We start from the raw sequence: 16,779 nt of genomic DNA, 5'->3' as shown, positions 1-16,779 counted from the left end.
ATTTTTTTCCGTCCAATATTCGGGGTTCCCGAATGCGAGATGCGCTTTTGCGGTTGCCAAGATTTTAGAATGGTTTTAATTACGTTTCGAAAAATTGTTTTCGTTTTGATCCTGCTTTTATTGCCGGCCGCGGCATTTCCGGTCACGATTCTTCTCCGGGAAGGCGGAAAAGTGCAAGGGGATTTGGTCACTCAAAACCAATCCACCGTGGTAATCCAGACGGAATCCGGCAAGAGAACGATTTATAAAAACCTTATACTCAAAGTTCTATATAGGAACGTCGGCGAGGACGAAGAGGAGAAAATCCGCATCGCCGAGGAAAAGAAAATCGCCACCGATAAAAGGGACGCGCAATTGCGCGAAGTCGCTAGGAAGCAACAGGTCCAGCAGCAGCTGGAGGACGCGGAACGACTAAAAAGGGAAGAAGCTCAGCGTCGTCAGGCCGAGGCGCCTGTGCAGGATGCCATAGATCCGAAAAAAGCGCTTTTTCGTTCCGCGATCCTTCCGGGTTGGGGTCAATTTTATAGTGATCGGAAAATGTTCGGAGTACTTTGGCCTACTTTGATGGCCGCTGCGGCTGTTGCCTCCTACGACAAATATAGAGTCTATCGGAACGCCATGAAGGACTACGGAACGATCGGAAATCCGTATTCCGAAACGGCACTCTTAGGAGGTGCGTTAGGAGTCACCACCTTCTACACTCCCCCTGTCCTTCCGGATCCGATCAGCCAGTATTACTTCGACCAGAACTACAACCTGATCCACCAGAAACGAGTGGAAGCCGATCGGGATTTTCAACATTATCAGGACGCTCTTTACGCTCTGGGTGCAATTTACGTTTTGAATCTTTTGGACGCGTATTTTTTGGCGGGGTATGGTAGGAATCTAGTCAAAGCATCCGATGGAAAAAGTTCCGGTATGATCCTATCCGCTCTTCCTTCCAATACGGGGATGTCGAATCTGGGATCCTCCGGTTCTTCCTCCACTTCCTTTTCGGAGACTAAATATACTTTCGGGTACCGCTTCACTTTTTGAGAAAAAGTTTGATATTTCTTAGTCTCCGATCCGGCGCTTTCCTCGAATCGGAGAGGGCAATGTTATTGCCAGAAGTTTCGAGGATTCTACCATGTATCCGTGGCGAAACAGATCCCAGATCAAGTCGTTATAGGAGCCGGATTTACCGGTCTTGTACACGCGTTCCTCGCATTGGAAAAAGGGGAATCCGTGTTGGTATTGGAAAAGAAGGATAGCACCGGCGGTTTGATCCATTCCGTCAGAACGGAATACGGAATCGTGGAGACTGCGGCGAACGGCATCCTGAATTCCTGGCAGTTGGAAAAATTGGCCGCACGTTTGGGTCTGGATCTACTCTTTCCGGATTCCGCAGCCCGAAAAAGATTCATTTTTGCGAACGGCAAACCCAGAAGGATGCCGTTGAGTTTTCCGGAAATATTGAGGATGTTATACGGATCTTTTTCCAAGCCTTCCAAACCGGAGCCGGGCGAATCCGTGCTCCATTGGGGCAAGCGGGTGTTAGGCGAAGCTGCCGTCGCTAAATTGCTGGAGCCGGCTCTCGGCGGCATCTATGCCGGAGATTTGGATGCGATGTCCGCGGAATTCGTCTTCGGGAAATTTCTACTCCAAGACCAAACCCTTTGGAAAAACATGATGGCCTATTCCAAGTCCATGAAGCTCCAACCGAAAGTATTGCCGGGAAGAAAAGGGACGGTCAGTTTTCGCGGAGGGATCGGCACTCTGATCGGAGCGTTGGAAGCGAGAGTGACCCAGGACGGGGAAATCCGCTACGACGAGGACGTGACAAACCTAAGAGATCTTCGGAAGAAATTCCCCGGATCTAAGATCACGATCGCTACGGGATTGAATTCCAGTCTGAGGATATTAAAGGGAGAATTTCCGGAACTAAAATCCTACCATGGAGTGCTGGAGCTCTTGCCCGTGGTTAGCGTGACTAGATTCGGAAAAGATTCCGTCCTCCAGGGAAAGAAAGGTTTCGGGATCCTCTTTCCTAAGGATCACAAGACGTTTTCCTCCGAATTGGGGGTGCGGGTGAGAGGGATTTTGTTGAACGATTTTATTTTCCCCAGCAGATCGGAAAAAGGGATACACTCCGAGACGTATATATACGGAGGAGCCGGAGACAGAGAGATTGCGACAAGGTCGGAGGACGACATCATCGGGATCGTAGAAGAGGATCGGAAAAAACTATTGCCGGAAAGTTCGGACCCCCTCAATCATTACGTGACCGTATGGAAGGAAGCTATCCCCGTTTACGGTCCTCAATTGTATTCTTTTAATAGGGAACTAGATCGCCTCCTGCCGCCGGAAATAAAAGTAGAAGGTAATTTCAGGCAGGGTATCGGTTTGAAATCGATTTTGGAACGGGCTTACGCCGTAACTTGAGGATGGGTCGGGGAAAAAACGGATGAAATACGACGAACTGGAAAAACTAAACGAGCTAAAACAGAAAGGCGCGATTTCCGAGGAAGAATACGAAGCCGAAAAGAAGAAAATCCTAGATTCCCCCTACCCTCGCGCTAACGAACGCCTCGGGATGACCGTAAACCAATATTGTATGGTACTGCATTTATCGCTCTATTCCGCTTTTCTGTTTCCGGGCGTAGGCTTGCTCGTCCCCTTGATTCTCTGGTTGATCGAAAAAGATTCGGATTCGGAAGTGGACGCTCAGGGAAAGATCGTGGTCAACTGGATGATCAGTTCCGTCGTTTACGGGGTCGTCTTCGGGATTCTCTGTTTACTCCTGATCGGAATTCCTTTCCTGATTTTGCTCGGCGCGTGCTATCTGATTTTTCCGATCATAGGCGCCATTAAAGCTGCCGACGGAATCCGATGGAAGTATCCGTTCAGCATCTCCTTCTTAAAGGACGAGCCGACGGCTTAAATATCGATCGCGATCCTTATCGCGTAGCGATGCATCGCGTATTTTCTTTTTCGGGGTCGTATCCGCCTCTCGTTAAACAGAGGCAAGATTCCCTCGTTCCTCCTCTTTCTACGGCGAGTTTTGCTTCGAATACGAATTTGCTTAGGGCTTCCAGAAAAGTAGGGTAGCATCCGAGCGCAGGAATCCTATAGTACTCGCGGATTCCGTTGGCTAAGGCGTGTTCTTTGATTTGCACGCCTATTTCTTCGAGCGTCTCGAGATGGTCGCTGACGAAGCTGATAGGATATACCGCTACTCTTTCGGTTTTTTTCGCTCCTAACTCCGCGATTTTGTCCAGAGTATTCGGACTCGTCCACTTCGAGGGGCCGACCCTACTTTGAAACGATAGGTGAATATTTCCCGCGAATCCTTTTTCCCTTAAGAGTCCTTCTAAGTCTCGTGCGTTCTTTTCGATTTCGTTTAAATACGAATCTCCCTTTCGGATCAATCTCAAGGGAATTCCGTGTGCACTGAAAATTAGATCGATATTTTGCCAGTTTGCGACCGGACTCGCTTCGAGATGTAGAAAGTCTTCCCGTTTCAATTTTCCTTGGAAATAATCCAGAATCAGGTCTCGGACGGATTCCAGATATTCGATTCTATCCGAAAACGGAAGGATCCAGCCGGGATGACCGGAGGGACAGTAGCCCAAGCTCTTTTTTAACAGCATGGCTGTGGATAGCACGGTCGATCTGGAGTATTGAGGGTATAAGGGCAAAATGATCGTTCCGGATTTCGGATCCGTCCAGTCGGGTCCGAGTTCGCGTAGATCGGGATACCCGCAACTCATGGCGATTTTTACTTCCCATTTTTCTCCGGATTCTTCCAATAATTTTTTGAGAGCTTCCGCTTGCTTTTCCGTCTCGGAAACGAGAGGGGAGCCGCCTCCGAATCCCATAGAAGCGTAAGTCTCCTGGACTTTTTCGGATCTGGACGACGCGACTTTCCTTGCTAAGGGCATTCTTAGGAATTCGGGCAAGGGCAGATCGAAAACGAAGGGATCTTCGAAGAGGTCCGATAGGAATTTCGGAATTTCGTCCGAGTTGCGCGGTCCGCCTAAATTGAGGATGAGTAACCTATTTTTCAAATTGCCTCTGTTTACTTTGAAATCCATTCCAGATAATTCGTGATCGAGAATTCCAGATCGTATTGTTTCGTACTTAAGTAATTACGGTAACTTCCTGCACTGTTCGATAGGATGTCGCTCGCGCTGATTCCTCCCGCCGTTCTGAAACTTCCCGCACCGTACAACCTGTTTTCGGTCAGGCGAAGGAAAAACAGCCAGGAATTCCAGATTCTCCCTCCTCCGATATTCGTTTCGATGCCGTACCCGGCGGCGTTACCGATGAAATTCAGATTTCTTTGGTAGTGATAATCCCGGAAATGGGAGAACCAAGTGCTCCCCATAAAGCTTCCTTCGAAAAGCCAGACTCCGTCGGAATATCTGTAACCGATTCCGACGGGCACTTCCCAGGTGCTGTTGGAAAAACTGAGCCCGATTCCGATCGGTCCATAAAAGATGGGGTTGGATGCGATCCACTGGTTCACGTCGTAGAGATAGTATTTGAAGTAAGTATAATGAATTCCGGCGGTCAGAAAAAGCCCCTTGCCTTCTTTTCTGCCGTCAGGATCGCTATCGCCGAGATAGCGCCGTACGGTGAGACTTATTCTGTCCTGTTTCATCTTAAGTCGCCCTCTCCCGTCGGCAAAGTTCTTAGTGCCGCTGAACGTATAAGGCGTATCGTAAAAGCTCCATTCCCTGAAGGAAAACTTGTTCCCTCTTTCGACAGAGAAGTTCGCCATCGCGAAGTCTTCGTCCCTCCCCTGCCCTACTCTTGTATTCCGTCCGTTGCTTCTATAACCGGCGGTTAATTCCCATTTCTGCCACCAATGCCTTAGTTCTATTCCGCCGTAGGAAAATTCGCGACTATACGTGATTCTGGACCCGGCCTCGGCCCCTGAAAGATTCGGGTATTTGGTGCCGGATTCGAAGATATGCTGCCCTCCGTTTTCTCCCGCGAGTACGGTCGCGGAAGAGCGGCTCCAAAAGCCTTTCCAGAACCCGATTTTCTCTTCGGAGAAAGATTCTTTTTCGGCCGCTTTGCCGTTTTGCGTCGCAAGCCGAGGTTCTTTTTTCGGTATCTCTTGGGAACGTATATTCGAGGAGACGGAGATTAGTAAAAAGGGGAGAAGTATCTTAAAAATGCGCGAGTATTTCTTTTTCATCGTTTTTCGGATCCGGGGAGGGTGAAACGATTTCACCCCAGTTCGAACCCGGTAAATGATTGTACTAGTCTCCTCCCCTACCCGCCTCCAAGCAATCTCGTTTTTTCGCCTTATCCGATAGAATGAGACATAGGTTTGATTGACAAAACGGATCAGTAAAGGGATCAAGAGGCAAAGGTTCTGGAAAAATGAAAGCTAGGGTGTTGGAAATTCGGGAGATTCTCTCGGTGTATGCGGTCTCTTCCGAAGAGGAATTTCGGCAAAAGGCGGAGGCTTGGAATATTCCGGTCCAGGGTAAGGGGAAATATAAAGAGGAAATTTTAGATAAATATTTCCGCAGGAAGCGGAAAAGCGGATACGAATCAATTGTGATCGCGGTTTCCAATCAAAAAGGCGGCGAAGGTAAGACCACCGTTTCCATCTGTCTGGCCGAAGCCTTGGCTAAATCGGGAAAAAAAGTCCTTCTGATCGATTGGGACGCCCAGGCGAATATCACGCAGTTGTACGTCGGCCAAGTCGAGAAATCGGTGTTCCATTCTTTGGGCTACCGTGGGGATTCGACGATTCCGATTTCCGAAATCGTTCTGAATCTTGCTCCCGGTTTGGATCTGATTCCTTCTTCCATTCATTTGGCGAATTTTACGACTCCTTACGAACGCGACGACTTCGAGTTGTTGAGGGACGCCTTGTTGCCCGTCAGATCCTCTTACGAATACGTTATCATAGACTGTCCGCCGTCCCTCGGTCTGATTTTGGAGAACGCGCTCATCGCCGCGGATCTGGTTCTGGTTCCCATTCAGACGAGAGCTTTTAGCGTCCAGGGATTGAAGGATTTGCACGGCACGATAGAAAAAATCCGTAAAAAAGCGAATCCCGACTTGGGGTTGCTGGGAGCGGTGTTGAACCAGTACGAGGATTCCCGGGCTTTATCCGGACTCGCGGACGCGATCCGGAAATATTTTCCGGTTTTCGATTCCGTCGTATACAGGAGAGAAGCGATTCCACAGTCGCAGGCGAAACGGAAACTGCTATCCGAATATGATCCGAAGGCGATGCAGATGTTTTCCGCCTTGGCGGAAGAAGTAATAAGGAGGGCGAATGGCCAAGAGAGCTGAGTTTGCCGGTATGGATCTGCTGACTGCGTTCGGCGGAGAAGAATCGTCCCGTAAAGAGATTTCCATCGGAGATATTCAACCGAATCCCGAGCAGCCCAGGATTTTCGGCAGGGAAGAGGTAAGCGATCTTACCGAATCTATGCGTCGTCTAGGCTTGATCGAGCCTATCGTGGTCCGGAAGGCGGGCAAAAAATTTCAGATCGTAGCGGGCGAAAGGCGCTACCAGGCCGCGAAGATTTTGGGATGGAAATCCATAGCGGCAGTGGAAACGGACGCGTCCGAGGACCGCTGTTACGAGATGGCTCTGGCGGAAAACGAAAAGAGGAAAAGTCTGAATCCCTGGGAAGTGGGTCGGGCGATCCAATACTTGCGTAAGGAAAAAAAGAAAACGGCCGAAGAGGTCGCCAAACTGCTCGGCTATACGGAAAGATACGTGAAACAGTTGAGCTCGATAGCCAGATTGGACCAGAAATCCGTCGGCGACATGCTCCGTTCCGGAAGGGAGGCATCCGTAAAAAATCTGGAAACTCTCCTCAAAAAAAAGGAAGGAAGGGGGGGTGAAACGATTTCACCCCGGAAGGCCCCGGATCGTGTGGTCCTGGATTTGAAATCTTTACCTTCGAAAACCAAGGATTTATTCCTAAGAGATCTTTCTACTTTAAAGAAAAAATACGGAATTCGCTGACCGTTATCGACAAGTTTTTGATCGTTCTTCCTTGGGAAAAATTTTTTTCATTGGATAAATTCGAGCGTTTGTAAGCCTTCCCAGAAAGGTAGGCGAAGTTCGTTTAAAGTGCAAATGAAAATAGGTATTATTGTGGGTTCGCATAGAAAAGAGTCCCAGTCCGCGAAGGTCGGGAATTTTCTAGCTCAGAAATTAAAGGACATGGCCGTCCAGACTTGGACACTGGATCTCGGCAAGACTCCGTTACCGATTTGGCAGGAAAGTTTTTGGGACGGCGGTCCGGAGTGGGATTCGATTTGGAAACCGATAGATTCCGAGCTTCGCGGTTGCGAAGGCTTTGTAACGATTTCCCCGGAATACGCAGGAATGGCAAGCCCGGCGTTGAAGAATTTTTTCCTTTATGCCGGAGTGGCTCAATTGGGTCATAAGCCTTCCCTTCTTGTCGGCGTTTCCGCCGGACGAGGAGGCGCTTTTCCCGTGGACGAATTGCGGGGAAGCAGCTATAAGAACAGCAAGCTTTGCCATATCCCGGAGCAGCTTTTGTTTCGCGACACGGAACATCTCTTAAATCCCGGGGATCCGGTTTCCCAAGAGGACTCCTATATTCGGGAACGTAGCGCCTACGCTCTTAGAGTTCTCTTAGGTTATGCCGAGGCTCTTTCGGAAGTTCGGGAATCCGGAGTAACGGACGACCCGAGATTTAAAAACGGTATGTCCTAAGGCTGTCGTCCTTTCTTTAAAATGCGACGTAATGCGGTGGAGAGTGCTTCCCATACGACCCAAGGGATAGCCAGATTCAGGATCCAAGTCGCGAAATAAAACGGTATTTGAGCCCACCCCGGTTCGAACGGGTTATGCGCGTGGAAGAAATGTATAAGGACCGGATGGAGGAGAAAGATTCCTAGACTCCCCCGTCCAAGAGCGCAAAAAATCCGATAGGGGAGGGGAGGGGGGGCCGCAGTCTCGATTTTTCGTCCCCAATAAAACAAGATCAGGAACATCCCGAGCGGATAAAAGATAAGGTGGTTCGATACTTCCATCGAAAAGCGGAACGTCAGAACCAATACGGTCAGTGAATAGATCGTCAAAGAAAACGTCAGGAATTTCCAAAAGCCGGAAGCATCCGTCGTTTTCGGCAGGAGGAGGGCTTCGAATTCCTCCGGATGTTTGAATTTTTCGGAGGAAAGGACTCCGACCGTAAAGAAAAACAGAAAATGGGTGAGCAGGATAGGCTCCCAGCCTTTGATTCCAAGATCGAAATACTCGAAAATATGGTTTGATACGACATTCAGGAAGAGAGTTTCCAGTAGCAGGGCCAGCCATGGGATTCGATTCGAGGCGGAACGTAAAAACGGGTACAAGACATAGGCCTGGACCATCAGCGGTACGAAATAATACGGGGCAAAAATCGCCCCCTGCGCGTAAGAAGTCAGCCACGTCTTCGAATCCGGCGGGAGCCCGTATTTTAGGCCCGCGGCGATCAAAAATACCATCGTATACGGCAGGATCAGTCCAGTAATCTTAGGTTTCGTATAGGAGGAAAAACTCGAGTACGAGAGGTAGATTCCCGATGATATAAGAAAAGCGGGTACGGAAAATCTGGATAGATTCGAAACCGCTAAGGCCCAATCGGAAAACGGTTCTTGGGGTCCGAAAAATCGATAATAGGAGGACAGATGTATGGCTACGATTCCGGAAATCGATACGCCTCTGATGAAGTCGACGACTGCGCTCCTGGTTTTCGTAGAGGAATGCGTCTTGTCGGCCGCGCGTCTTTCGAATAAACCTCGAAACCCGGGAAAGAGGAGTAATAGAAAGGCAAGGAAGATTAGTCCGAGCCCTTCTAGGCCCAAAGAAAGGATAGAATTCATCGAAACGTATAGTCTATTGTACTAGCGGGTTGGCAAGCTAGTTCGAAACGCCGAATTATTTTAACAGGGGGTGGAATGAATAAGATCGTAGTGCAGTCCGGACAAATCATTTTCAGGGAAGGGGACAATAATAATTCCATGTACATCGTTCTTTCGGGGATGGTGGAAGTCTTCTTCACTCATAAAAATACGGCCACCCGTCTGGCCTTGATGAAAAAAGGCGACTTTTTCGGGGAAATGGCCCTTTTCCGTGCAAAGCCTCGGAGCGCCACTGCGAGAGCGGTTATGAACACCGAGTTGGCAAGCATAGAAAGCAAGCAGCAACTGGAGAAATATCTTTTATCCAACCCAGAGTTCGCCGCAAAAATGGTCCGGATTTTAGCGGATCGCTTGGCGAATACGAACGAACTTTTGATTTCCAAGTTGAACGAAATTACCACCAAGGAAATAGAGTATCAGATTCAGGAATAAGAATCGGCTGACGAGAATTATGCGGAGAGGCTTGGACGGGTCAGTAAGTGATTTTATCTTTACCAGCGGATTTGGCTTCGTATAGGCGAGCGTCGGCGATGGAGTAAAGGTGTCCGCCTTCCTCCGAGTCGAGCGGATATTCGGATACTCCTCCGGATACGGTCACTTCGAGGCTGAAATCGTTTTTGGACGAATTTCTCAAGTACGTGCGGAATCTTTCTATCGCGACGCCTGAATTTTCGCGGGTGGTTTCCGGTAGTATTACCGCGAATTCCTCTCCCCCTACCCTGCAACTGATATCCTCGGTACGGAAGGCATACATGAGGGTCCCGGCTACAAGTTTTAGAATATCGTCCCCGAAGGAATGGCCTTTGGAATCGTTGATTCGCTTGAAATTGTCCAAGTCGAAAAGGAAGAGGCAGAAGTTTCTCTTATAGCGTCTGCTCCTATTGATCTCCTTGTTCAGTACCAGATTGAAGTAGCGACGGTTGTAGATTCCGGTGCCTTCGTCTATGACCGCGTTCAGGATGATCTCTTCGAAGGAATACATATCCACGATCTTGGGATTTTCGATCAGTCTGTTCTTTAGATATATGTAATCCAATAAAGCGACTACGAAATTCATGCTTCGGCCTAACTTACGGCTTACTTCCTCCGCGTGGGCGTAGATTTCCTTCCATAACGTCCTGGCTTCGGATTCCGGCAGATCCAGATTCGCGACGATTCTGAAAAAGTCCGAATAGAAGTAATCGTGTTTCTTGCCCATCTCCTCGAACTTGTTCGCCAAGCCGGAAAGAGACGTTTGTCTGTCGTTGACGATTTCGAGTATTGCGGTTTTGCGCTCCGAGGATGTCTGTCCTAATCCCTTGAATCGGTCCCGCATTTCGAGCAGTTCCGTTCGTGCGAGATTGGCCGCGGTTTCCTGCGCGCCTAGGATGCTCTCCGCCTCTTTGAGCTCCTCTTCCCCTAGGCGAGAAACACGTTCAGATAGGGCTAGGAGCTTCTTGAGTCTTTCGATCTCCTTGTCTTTCGTTTTGAGTTCGTCTTCGAAATTGCGCATCTGAATCGGCGGAGTCGTCTCGTATTTAGTTCTTTTTCCAGAGCTATTACGTCATTCTTTTATGAGGTATTTTACTGGTAAAATAATTCCTTTCCCGTCTAGCTGGTAAATCAATTTAATGAATAAAAAGGACCTTTATTATAATGTCGGAAAGTCGGGTCTCTAAAAAAGTTATTATTACGGGAGCAAGTTCCGGGATCGGTAGGGAACTCGCTTTGATTTACGGTAAAGCGGGTCACGATCTGGCCCTGACTTCCCGGAGAAAAAAGAGTCTGGACGACCTGGCAAAGGAAATTCGATCGGCCAGAGGAAAGGGCAAAATCGTTACAAAACCCTTGGACGTTTCGGACGCGGACCAGAACTTCAAGGTTCTTCCCGCCTTAGTAAAGGATCTCGGGGGTTTGGATCTGTTCATCGCGAATGCGGGTATTTCCACAACTTCTTCCTTCGGGCAAAAGAGCTTCGAAGCGGACCGGCAAGTGATAGAGACGAATTTGGTCGGTTTAATGGCGGGTGCGGCCGCGGTATTGGAAGTTTTTAAGAAGCAGAAAAGCGGTCAGATCGTGGGCATTTCTTCCGTGGCTTCCTTCCGAGGGATACCGGGCTCCTCGAGTTACAGCGCTTCCAAAGCAGGAGTGTCCACGTATCTCGAGGCTCTACGAGGCGAGGTTCGTAAATACGGTATTTCCGTTACGGTGATCCACCCGGGATTCATAGATACTCCCATCAACCAACAACTCAAGAGTCGTCCTTTCGTAGTGCCAGTTTCCGTAGGCGCCAAAAAAATCCATGATCGGATCGAGTCGAGAGTGCGCTCCGCGGTCGTGCCGTGGTTTCCTTGGGCTTTTATCGGAGCGCTGATGAAGGTAGTGCCCGAATTTCTTTGGGAGAAAATCGGGTTAAAATAGGCCGGATTTCTTATGGCTTCTCCGGAAGAACGTTCCCTCGATAGCAAAATCAAAGTTTTGTTCGTATGCCTAGGGAATATCTGTAGGTCCCCCGCGGCGGAAGGCGCCTTTCAGGATCTGGTTAGAAAGAAAGGAATCGAAAGTTTATTCGTAATAGATTCCTGCGGTACATCCAGATACCACCTCGGTGAACTCCCGGATTTGCGAACGCGTCAAGCAGCGAGGAAAAAAGGGATCGAACTGGTCCATCGTGCAAGGCAGTTTCAGAAATCGGATTTCGACGCGTTCGATCTCGTTCTTGCCATGGACCGTTCCAATCTAAAGGATCTATTGAGTCTCGCGTCGGGAGAAGAGGAGAGAAAGAAGATCCACCTTTTCAGGAAATTCCAAAAAGGGGAGGGCAAGGATCCCGACGTCCCCGATCCATATTATGGATCTTTAAAGGACTTCGAGGAAGTCCAGTCCATCGTTTCCGAGGCCGCCGAAGGTCTGCTGGAGTTCATCTTAAATAAAAACGGAGTCAAGTATGCCCCATAAAACGGTAAAAAAGAAGGTAGTGATCGTGGGAGCCGGTTTCGGCGGTTTGCAAGCGATCCAAAAACTTTCCCAAATCGAATCCGTAGAAATCATCGTTATAGACAAAAAAAACCATCACCTATTTCAGCCTTTGCTTTACCAGGTAGCGACCGCGGTGTTAAGCCCTGCGGACATCGCGATTCCGACGCGTTCCTTGGTAGGAGATCGAGAAAACGTCACAGTTTATCTGGGAGAGGTGGAGAAAATAGACGTCAAGTCCAGGAAGGTTTTCTTTCAAGGGCATTCGCAGGATTACGATTATCTTATTTTGGCTGCGGGAGCGAAATCCAGTTATTTCGGGAACGACCACTGGAAGAAATATACCACCGGTCTGAAGAACCTTAAGGACGCTCTCCAGATCCGCACGAAACTTTTGCTCTCGTTCGAGAGAGCAGAACTGGAGGAGGACAAGGACGCGGCTAAAGCGCTCTTGAACTACGTAATCATCGGCGGAGGTCCCACAGGTGTGGAATTGGCCGGTTCCATTGCGGAGCTTTCCCACGAGATCGTCAGGAACGAATTTCATACGATAGATCCGGCTTTATCCAAGATCACTTTGATCGAAGCTTCCCCCCGTTTGTTGGCGACATTTCATCCATCGTTAAGCGAATTTGCCAAGAAGCGCCTGGAAAAGAGGGGAGTCGAGGTCCTTGTCGGGACCAAGGTCACGAATATCGACTCGGAGGGGGTGCATTTGGAAGGTCGTGTGATCCGGTCTTCCAGCGTGATCTGGGCGGCGGGGGTTCAGGCGAACGAGATCAGCAAATCCTTGGGCACGGAGTTGGATCGTTCGGGAAGGGTGGTCGTGGACGAATTCTGCAATATTGAAGGACATCCGGAGGTGTTCGTGATCGGGGACATCTCTTCCTACTCCAAGGGTTTGGAGCGTCCTTTGCCGGGAGTTTCTCCGGTGGCGATGCAGCAAGGACGTTATGCGGCATCCCTGATCAAAGGGGACTTGAAGGGAAAGAAGCGGTCTCCTTTTAAATACGTGGACAAGGGTAGCATGGCCACCATCGGCCGGCAGGACGCAGTCGCCCAGGTGGGAGTGTGGAAGATGAAAGGTTTTTTCGGTTGGTTGGCTTGGCTCTTCGTGCATCTGTTTTATCAGGTAGGGTTCAAGAACAAGGTTTCCATCATGATCACTTGGGTTTGGTCGTACATGACTTTCCGTGCGGAAGCGAGATTGATCCAGGACGAGGTGGGCGCAGAAGGGATTTCCGATCCGGTTTCGAGATAGATCGTAACGATCCAAGACATAAAAAATTCTTGAATCAGATTTCGTAGATGGAAGGATAATCCGCAATGCATGTCGACGCTTGGCGCGGTAAAACCGTAGTAATTACGGGAGGTTCTTCCGGGATCGGGGAATCTCTTCTCGGAATCCTGTCTAAGATTCCTTGCAGGGTCATCAATCTTTCCAGATCCAAGCCGGATCTGATCGCGAAGGCGGAAAAGAAACTGGCTCAGGTATCCGCGGATCTATTTCATATTCCGGTCGATCTCTCCTCCGAAAAGGAAATCAATAAGGCGGCGAGTAAGCTGGCAAAGATCACGGACGGCGTGGATGTGCTCTTCAATAACGCGGGCATTACGGCGCACTCGCGTCTGGACCAGACGCAGATGGAGGCGTTTCGGAAGGCCTTCGAAGTGAATTTTTTCGGTCCGGTCCTTCTTACGTTACGCTTGCTTCCTTATATCAAAAAAAAGAAAGGTGTCGTAGTCGTGACTTCCACCGTCAGCGGTTTGTATGGTATTCCCGGTAGGAGCGCCTATTCCTCTTCCAAAGCAGCGTTGCACGCGGTCATGGAATCGGCTCGGATCGAGTTGGGAGAAGACGGACTTAGATTCGTGATTTTTTGTCCTCCGTACACCAAGACGAACCTTAGAGCAAACGGTTTGGACGGCGACGGAAATCGCTTGGGTGAATCCCATTTCCAGGGAAAGAGTAAATCCCCGGAAGAAGTGGCGAGAAGGATGATCCGCGCGGTGGAAGATCCGAATTCCAGGCTGGTGGTCATGGATAAGAGCGGGTTCTTTTTGAAATGGATGAGGAATATATCCCCTTCGTTTCTGGAGAAGGTTTTGTTTCAAAAGTTATACAAAGATTTTCATTGAAGGTAAGCCCTTTCGAGTATGGATACGAGAAGCATTGTCAAGGAGTTCCGGTATGATTTCCCTTTGGAAAAAGTCTGGAGTGCGGTTACGGTAAACGAAGAGTTGATCCATTGGTTGGCGGACAAGGTTACCGGTCGTCCGAAGATCGGAGCCAAGTTTTCCTGGACTTGGAACCTAGGTCCGGAAGGAGAGCTGACTTCCAACGGGATCTATAAGAAAATCATTCCGTTCGAGGAGTTGATCCTGGAATGGGAGGATCATCCCGCGGGGTCCATAGAACTGAAATTGGAATTCGAAAAAGACGGAGACGGGGCGACAATTCTTCGTTTAACGAATTCCGGTTATCCGAGCGGTGAGAAGTTCGATCATTGGATAGAGGCCGCTTCGGAAGGTTGGGACGAAGAAAGCATGAACCTTCTGGAATATCTGAGAAGGAATTGAGCTTGCGCCCGGAATGGCAGCAGCGCCCGAACTCGAGGCGGCTCCGAACAATGCTATCTTTCTAATAGATTCGAACATTTAAAAGGGAACTTAAAGAATTATTGTTCTATCAGGATCAATGACCAGTGGAGAATTACATTCAAATTCTCCGAGGGAAATTGCTTTGACGTCTCTATAGCCTGCGGCGTTGCGATTCTATTTCTTAGTCAAATATTTTTGGAGTAAAATATCTCCGGAGATTCCAAGAGCTTCTTTTATCTTCCTCATGGCATGGATAGAAAGAGGGATCTTCCGGTTTAGATATTCGGAAGCACGGTTTTTAGACCCTAGGATTTTCGCTAAGTCGGTTTGAGAAAGACCTTCCTGTTCCATTCTAAATTTGATCGCCTCTATAGGATCCGCGGATGGAAAAGGAAAATGTTCCTCCTCGTAGTTTTCTACCAGAATAAACAGAGTTTCCAGTTCCAAATCTTCGGTTTTGGATTTATTTTCAGAATCCATTAGGACTTCGATTCGTTTCATGGCGGAATGATAGTCACTTTTAGAAACTACGGGTTGGATTTTTATTACTTGAGACATTTTAGCGAACCTTAAAAAACAAAACGTAAGTCTTAGAAATTAAATCGTTTCAGCATCTATCTTATTTTACTCTTCGTGTGTTCCTACAAAGCGGATATATACCCCACCAAACCGATTTCCATTTTCACTATAAGTCGATAGTTATTCCCACCTATATTGAAAACGACCCGGTTTCCGGAAATTGGAACTAATTATTTCAAATAGGCGGTCACGTTAGCATTTTATTTTTTTAGGAAGATAGGGGATGGACGAGGAATGCTTTGGGGATTTTTAAGCGGGACTCTGCCCGTCCGGGCAGAGTGTTGCGAGATCCGATCCCTGTGGGAACGGATTATTGGATCTTGGCGGTGTTGTTGGTGGATTGGGTGCCGCCTTGTGAGAAGAGGACCACATAAGTCCCGGCATTTAGCGTCGTAAATGCTGAATTGACTGTCGGAGCAGATGGGTTAAAATCACTTACTAGCCTAGTGACGTAAACCCGGACACCTTTTTTGCTGAAAAAGAGGTAAAGGTAAAACGATGAGCAGACAAGGCAAATACTCTTCGGAGTTTAAAGAACAGGCAGTAAAAAGGGCCTTAACGGGATCCTTCACGATAAAAGAAGTAGCGAAGTCCTTGGGAATCAGCTATTTTGTATTGCGACAATGGAAGGCGGCTTACGTGAAGAAATCAGAAGAAGAACAAAACCCTCCGACAGATAAGCAGATCAAAGAAAGCGAAGAGCTGCGGAAACTTAGAAAAGAGATTCACCGGCTCAAAGAGGAGAATGCGATTTTAAAAAAGTATTCAGCCATGCTTTCGAAGGAACAAAATCTCGATTAGAGTTTATGGAGACGTACCGAGGTTTGTTTTCCGTAAAAAGCATGGCCAGATTCTATGAATATCTGAAGAGGAGAAAGAATGCAACAGAACCCCGGCTTTTGCCGGGTTTCTTCGTATTAGGGGGTAAGCTGTAAGTCAGTTTGCGGTGAAAGCGGGATGAGAATCATCGGATTAACAAGATCGGTACTTCAGATAACGCCGGGGTTAGAACTCGATGTAAAGATGTTCACATTCAAAACCGCGAAGGATCGAACCGTGGTCAACATTATTCATCGTTTTAGTAAATATTAGTTTTAAACAGATGGTCGATCTTTCCGTCTCGATGAGCGGTTAAGATTGGATGAGCTTTAATAAATCCTCTCGTTCTTTATCGGAGATGTTTTCTTTTTCGGATTTATTATAGATTGAGAGCAAATAGACTTTATTTCGAGCGAGATGGGCGTAAGTAATAATTCTTGCTCCGCCAGATTTACCCTTTCCTTTTGAGGAAAGGGCGAGTCGGATCTTGTAACAGTCTTTGCCAAGTGAAATGCCTTGGGTTGGATTTTTCTCTATAGAGGCGATAAGTTTCTTGAGATCGTATTTAATGGAGCGATATTTCTTAGATAGATTTTTAAGTTCCCGCTCAAAAAGACCAGTGTATACGATTTCAAATTTCATCAAGCAGGGAATGAATTGATTTGAGCTTGATCTTTCCTTTTTTATCTAGGTTGACTTGTTCAACGGCTTCTTTAAAATCTTTGAGGGCTTTGGTTCTTGGTTTGGAGAGAGTTTCCGTTTTTTTTACGAAAGAGAATCCTTTCAAAACTTCCATTAGGAAAAGAGCTTTTTCATCTTTTACATCGACTAGAATTTTCATGGTTTGAATTATCCTTACTTCAACTTTTGTCGCTGCTTCGAATACTTGGTGCCCGATTATTTCCAGGTTTATATACAAAATTATTCTTT

21 protein-coding genes and 2 pseudogenes are annotated in these 16,779 nt (G+C 47.9%); 15 read left to right on the top strand and 8 right to left on the bottom strand.

The window, feature by feature from the left end:
• Positions 1-69 precede the first annotated feature (69 nt).
• The 3 genes from EHO61_RS06645 to EHO61_RS06635 all read left to right on the top strand — a co-directional run bounded on the left by EHO61_RS06645 (position 70) and on the right by EHO61_RS06635 (position 2,920).
• Positions 70-1,035, top strand: coding sequence for an LA_0442/LA_0875 N-terminal domain-containing protein (locus tag EHO61_RS06645; protein WP_135812833.1), 966 nt, complete (start codon positions 70-72; stop codon positions 1,033-1,035).
• A 99-nt stretch (positions 1,036-1,134) separates the two neighbouring features.
• The gene (gene hemG / locus EHO61_RS06640) at positions 1,135-2,421 is read left to right on the top strand and encodes a protoporphyrinogen oxidase (RefSeq protein WP_135812832.1); all 1,287 of its coding nucleotides are present in this window, start codon (positions 1,135-1,137) and stop codon (positions 2,419-2,421) included.
• Between the two features lie 22 nt (positions 2,422-2,443).
• Positions 2,444-2,920, top strand: a complete 477-nt coding sequence (locus EHO61_RS06635) for a DUF4870 domain-containing protein (protein WP_135812831.1) — start codon at positions 2,444-2,446, stop codon at positions 2,918-2,920.
• 16 nt (positions 2,921-2,936) lie between these two features.
• Here the strand turns inward: EHO61_RS06635 and hemH are convergent, their stop codons facing one another.
• Positions 2,937-4,046 (bottom strand): ferrochelatase, encoded by a 1,110-nt coding sequence (hemH, locus tag EHO61_RS06630; RefSeq protein ID WP_135812893.1) that lies wholly within the window; start codon positions 4,044-4,046, stop codon positions 2,937-2,939.
• Between the two features lie 11 nt (positions 4,047-4,057).
• Positions 4,058-5,185, bottom strand: coding sequence for a putative porin (locus tag EHO61_RS06625; RefSeq protein WP_135812830.1), 1,128 nt, complete (start codon positions 5,183-5,185; stop codon positions 4,058-4,060).
• A gap of 188 nt (positions 5,186-5,373) precedes the next feature.
• Between EHO61_RS06625 and EHO61_RS06620 the strand changes: the two genes are divergently transcribed.
• From EHO61_RS06620 to EHO61_RS06610, 3 genes are all read left to right on the top strand, one after another.
• Positions 5,374-6,300, top strand: a complete 927-nt coding sequence (locus EHO61_RS06620) for a ParA family protein (RefSeq protein ID WP_135812829.1) — start codon at positions 5,374-5,376, stop codon at positions 6,298-6,300.
• A complete protein-coding gene (locus EHO61_RS06615; protein WP_135812828.1) occupies positions 6,284-6,985 on the top strand; it encodes a ParB/RepB/Spo0J family partition protein in 702 nt (233 codons plus the stop codon). The genes EHO61_RS06620 and EHO61_RS06615 overlap by 17 nt, the downstream gene beginning before the upstream one ends.
• Positions 6,986-7,099: 114 nt before the next feature.
• A complete protein-coding gene (locus tag EHO61_RS06610) occupies positions 7,100-7,705 on the top strand; it encodes an NADPH-dependent FMN reductase (protein ID WP_135812827.1) in 606 nt (201 codons plus the stop codon).
• Here EHO61_RS06610 and EHO61_RS06605 read toward each other — a convergent pair.
• Positions 7,702-8,856 (bottom strand): acyltransferase family protein, encoded by a 1,155-nt coding sequence (locus EHO61_RS06605; protein ID WP_135812826.1) that lies wholly within the window; start codon positions 8,854-8,856, stop codon positions 7,702-7,704. The two genes, EHO61_RS06610 and EHO61_RS06605, sit on opposite strands and share 4 nt — an antisense overlap.
• A gap of 75 nt (positions 8,857-8,931) precedes the next feature.
• Here EHO61_RS06605 and EHO61_RS06600 point away from each other — a divergent pair, with 75 nt between their 5' ends.
• On the top strand, positions 8,932-9,327 hold the full coding sequence (locus EHO61_RS06600; protein ID WP_135768490.1) for a Crp/Fnr family transcriptional regulator: 396 nt from the start codon (positions 8,932-8,934) through the stop codon (positions 9,325-9,327).
• 40 nt (positions 9,328-9,367) lie between these two features.
• Here EHO61_RS06600 and EHO61_RS06595 read toward each other — a convergent pair whose 3' ends face one another.
• The gene (locus EHO61_RS06595) at positions 9,368-10,387 is read right to left on the bottom strand and encodes a GGDEF domain-containing protein (protein ID WP_135812825.1); all 1,020 of its coding nucleotides are present in this window, start codon (positions 10,385-10,387) and stop codon (positions 9,368-9,370) included.
• Between the two features lie 143 nt (positions 10,388-10,530).
• Between EHO61_RS06595 and EHO61_RS06590 the strand changes: the two genes are divergently transcribed.
• The 6 genes and pseudogenes from EHO61_RS06590 to EHO61_RS17395 all read left to right on the top strand — a co-directional run.
• Positions 10,531-11,295 (top strand): SDR family NAD(P)-dependent oxidoreductase, encoded by a 765-nt coding sequence (locus EHO61_RS06590; RefSeq protein WP_135812824.1) that lies wholly within the window; start codon positions 10,531-10,533, stop codon positions 11,293-11,295.
• Positions 11,296-11,307: 12 nt separating this feature from the next.
• Positions 11,308-11,832, top strand: a complete 525-nt coding sequence (locus EHO61_RS06585) for a low molecular weight protein-tyrosine-phosphatase (RefSeq protein WP_135812823.1) — start codon at positions 11,308-11,310, stop codon at positions 11,830-11,832.
• The gene (locus EHO61_RS06580) at positions 11,822-13,111 is read left to right on the top strand and encodes an NAD(P)/FAD-dependent oxidoreductase (RefSeq protein ID WP_135812822.1); all 1,290 of its coding nucleotides are present in this window, start codon (positions 11,822-11,824) and stop codon (positions 13,109-13,111) included. Before EHO61_RS06585 ends, EHO61_RS06580 begins: the two co-directional genes overlap by 11 nt.
• Positions 13,112-13,176: 65 nt before the next feature.
• The gene (locus EHO61_RS06575; RefSeq protein ID WP_135812821.1) at positions 13,177-13,989 is read left to right on the top strand and encodes an SDR family NAD(P)-dependent oxidoreductase; all 813 of its coding nucleotides are present in this window, start codon (positions 13,177-13,179) and stop codon (positions 13,987-13,989) included.
• Positions 13,990-14,007: 18 nt separating this feature from the next.
• Positions 14,008-14,430: an SRPBCC family protein gene (locus tag EHO61_RS06570; RefSeq protein ID WP_135812820.1), complete on the top strand. Its 423-nt coding sequence runs from the start codon at positions 14,008-14,010 to the stop codon at positions 14,428-14,430.
• 72 nt (positions 14,431-14,502) lie between these two features.
• Positions 14,503-14,655, top strand: a pseudogene (locus EHO61_RS17395) (type II toxin-antitoxin system RelE/ParE family toxin); the annotation flags it as partial.
• Here EHO61_RS17395 and EHO61_RS06560 read toward each other — a convergent pair.
• Together EHO61_RS06560 and EHO61_RS17335 are read right to left on the bottom strand one after the other, a co-directional pair.
• A complete protein-coding gene (locus EHO61_RS06560; protein WP_210415310.1) occupies positions 14,626-15,009 on the bottom strand; it encodes a helix-turn-helix domain-containing protein in 384 nt (127 codons plus the stop codon). The pseudogene EHO61_RS17395 and the gene EHO61_RS06560 overlap by 30 nt on opposite strands.
• Before the next feature lie 83 nt (positions 15,010-15,092).
• On the bottom strand, positions 15,093-15,164 hold the full coding sequence (locus EHO61_RS17335; RefSeq protein WP_246032041.1) for a hypothetical protein: 72 nt from the start codon (positions 15,162-15,164) through the stop codon (positions 15,093-15,095).
• Positions 15,165-15,269: 105 nt separating this feature from the next.
• Here EHO61_RS17335 and EHO61_RS17390 point away from each other — a divergent pair, with 105 nt between their 5' ends.
• The gene (locus EHO61_RS17390; RefSeq protein ID WP_281276640.1) at positions 15,270-15,404 is read left to right on the top strand and encodes a hypothetical protein; all 135 of its coding nucleotides are present in this window, start codon (positions 15,270-15,272) and stop codon (positions 15,402-15,404) included.
• 124 nt (positions 15,405-15,528) lie between these two features.
• Positions 15,529-15,920 (top strand): annotated as a pseudogene (locus tag EHO61_RS06550) (transposase); the annotation flags it as partial.
• 241 nt (positions 15,921-16,161) lie between these two features.
• On the opposite strand, the gene EHO61_RS06545 reads toward EHO61_RS06550, so the two are convergent.
• Positions 16,162-16,491: a type II toxin-antitoxin system RelE/ParE family toxin gene (locus tag EHO61_RS06545; protein ID WP_135812819.1), complete on the bottom strand. Its 330-nt coding sequence runs from the start codon at positions 16,489-16,491 to the stop codon at positions 16,162-16,164.
• Positions 16,481-16,690 (bottom strand): hypothetical protein, encoded by a 210-nt coding sequence (locus tag EHO61_RS06540; RefSeq protein WP_135812818.1) that lies wholly within the window; start codon positions 16,688-16,690, stop codon positions 16,481-16,483. The genes EHO61_RS06545 and EHO61_RS06540 overlap by 11 nt, the downstream gene beginning before the upstream one ends.
• Between the last annotated feature and the right edge of the window lie 89 nt (positions 16,691-16,779).

This window comes from Leptospira fluminis, assembly GCF_004771275.1.
Taxonomy (GTDB): Bacteria; Spirochaetota; Leptospiria; order Leptospirales; family Leptospiraceae; genus Leptospira_B; species Leptospira_B fluminis.
The sequence above is the reverse complement of the archived record's forward strand: the minus strand, read 5'-3'. Positions and strand labels throughout refer to the sequence as shown.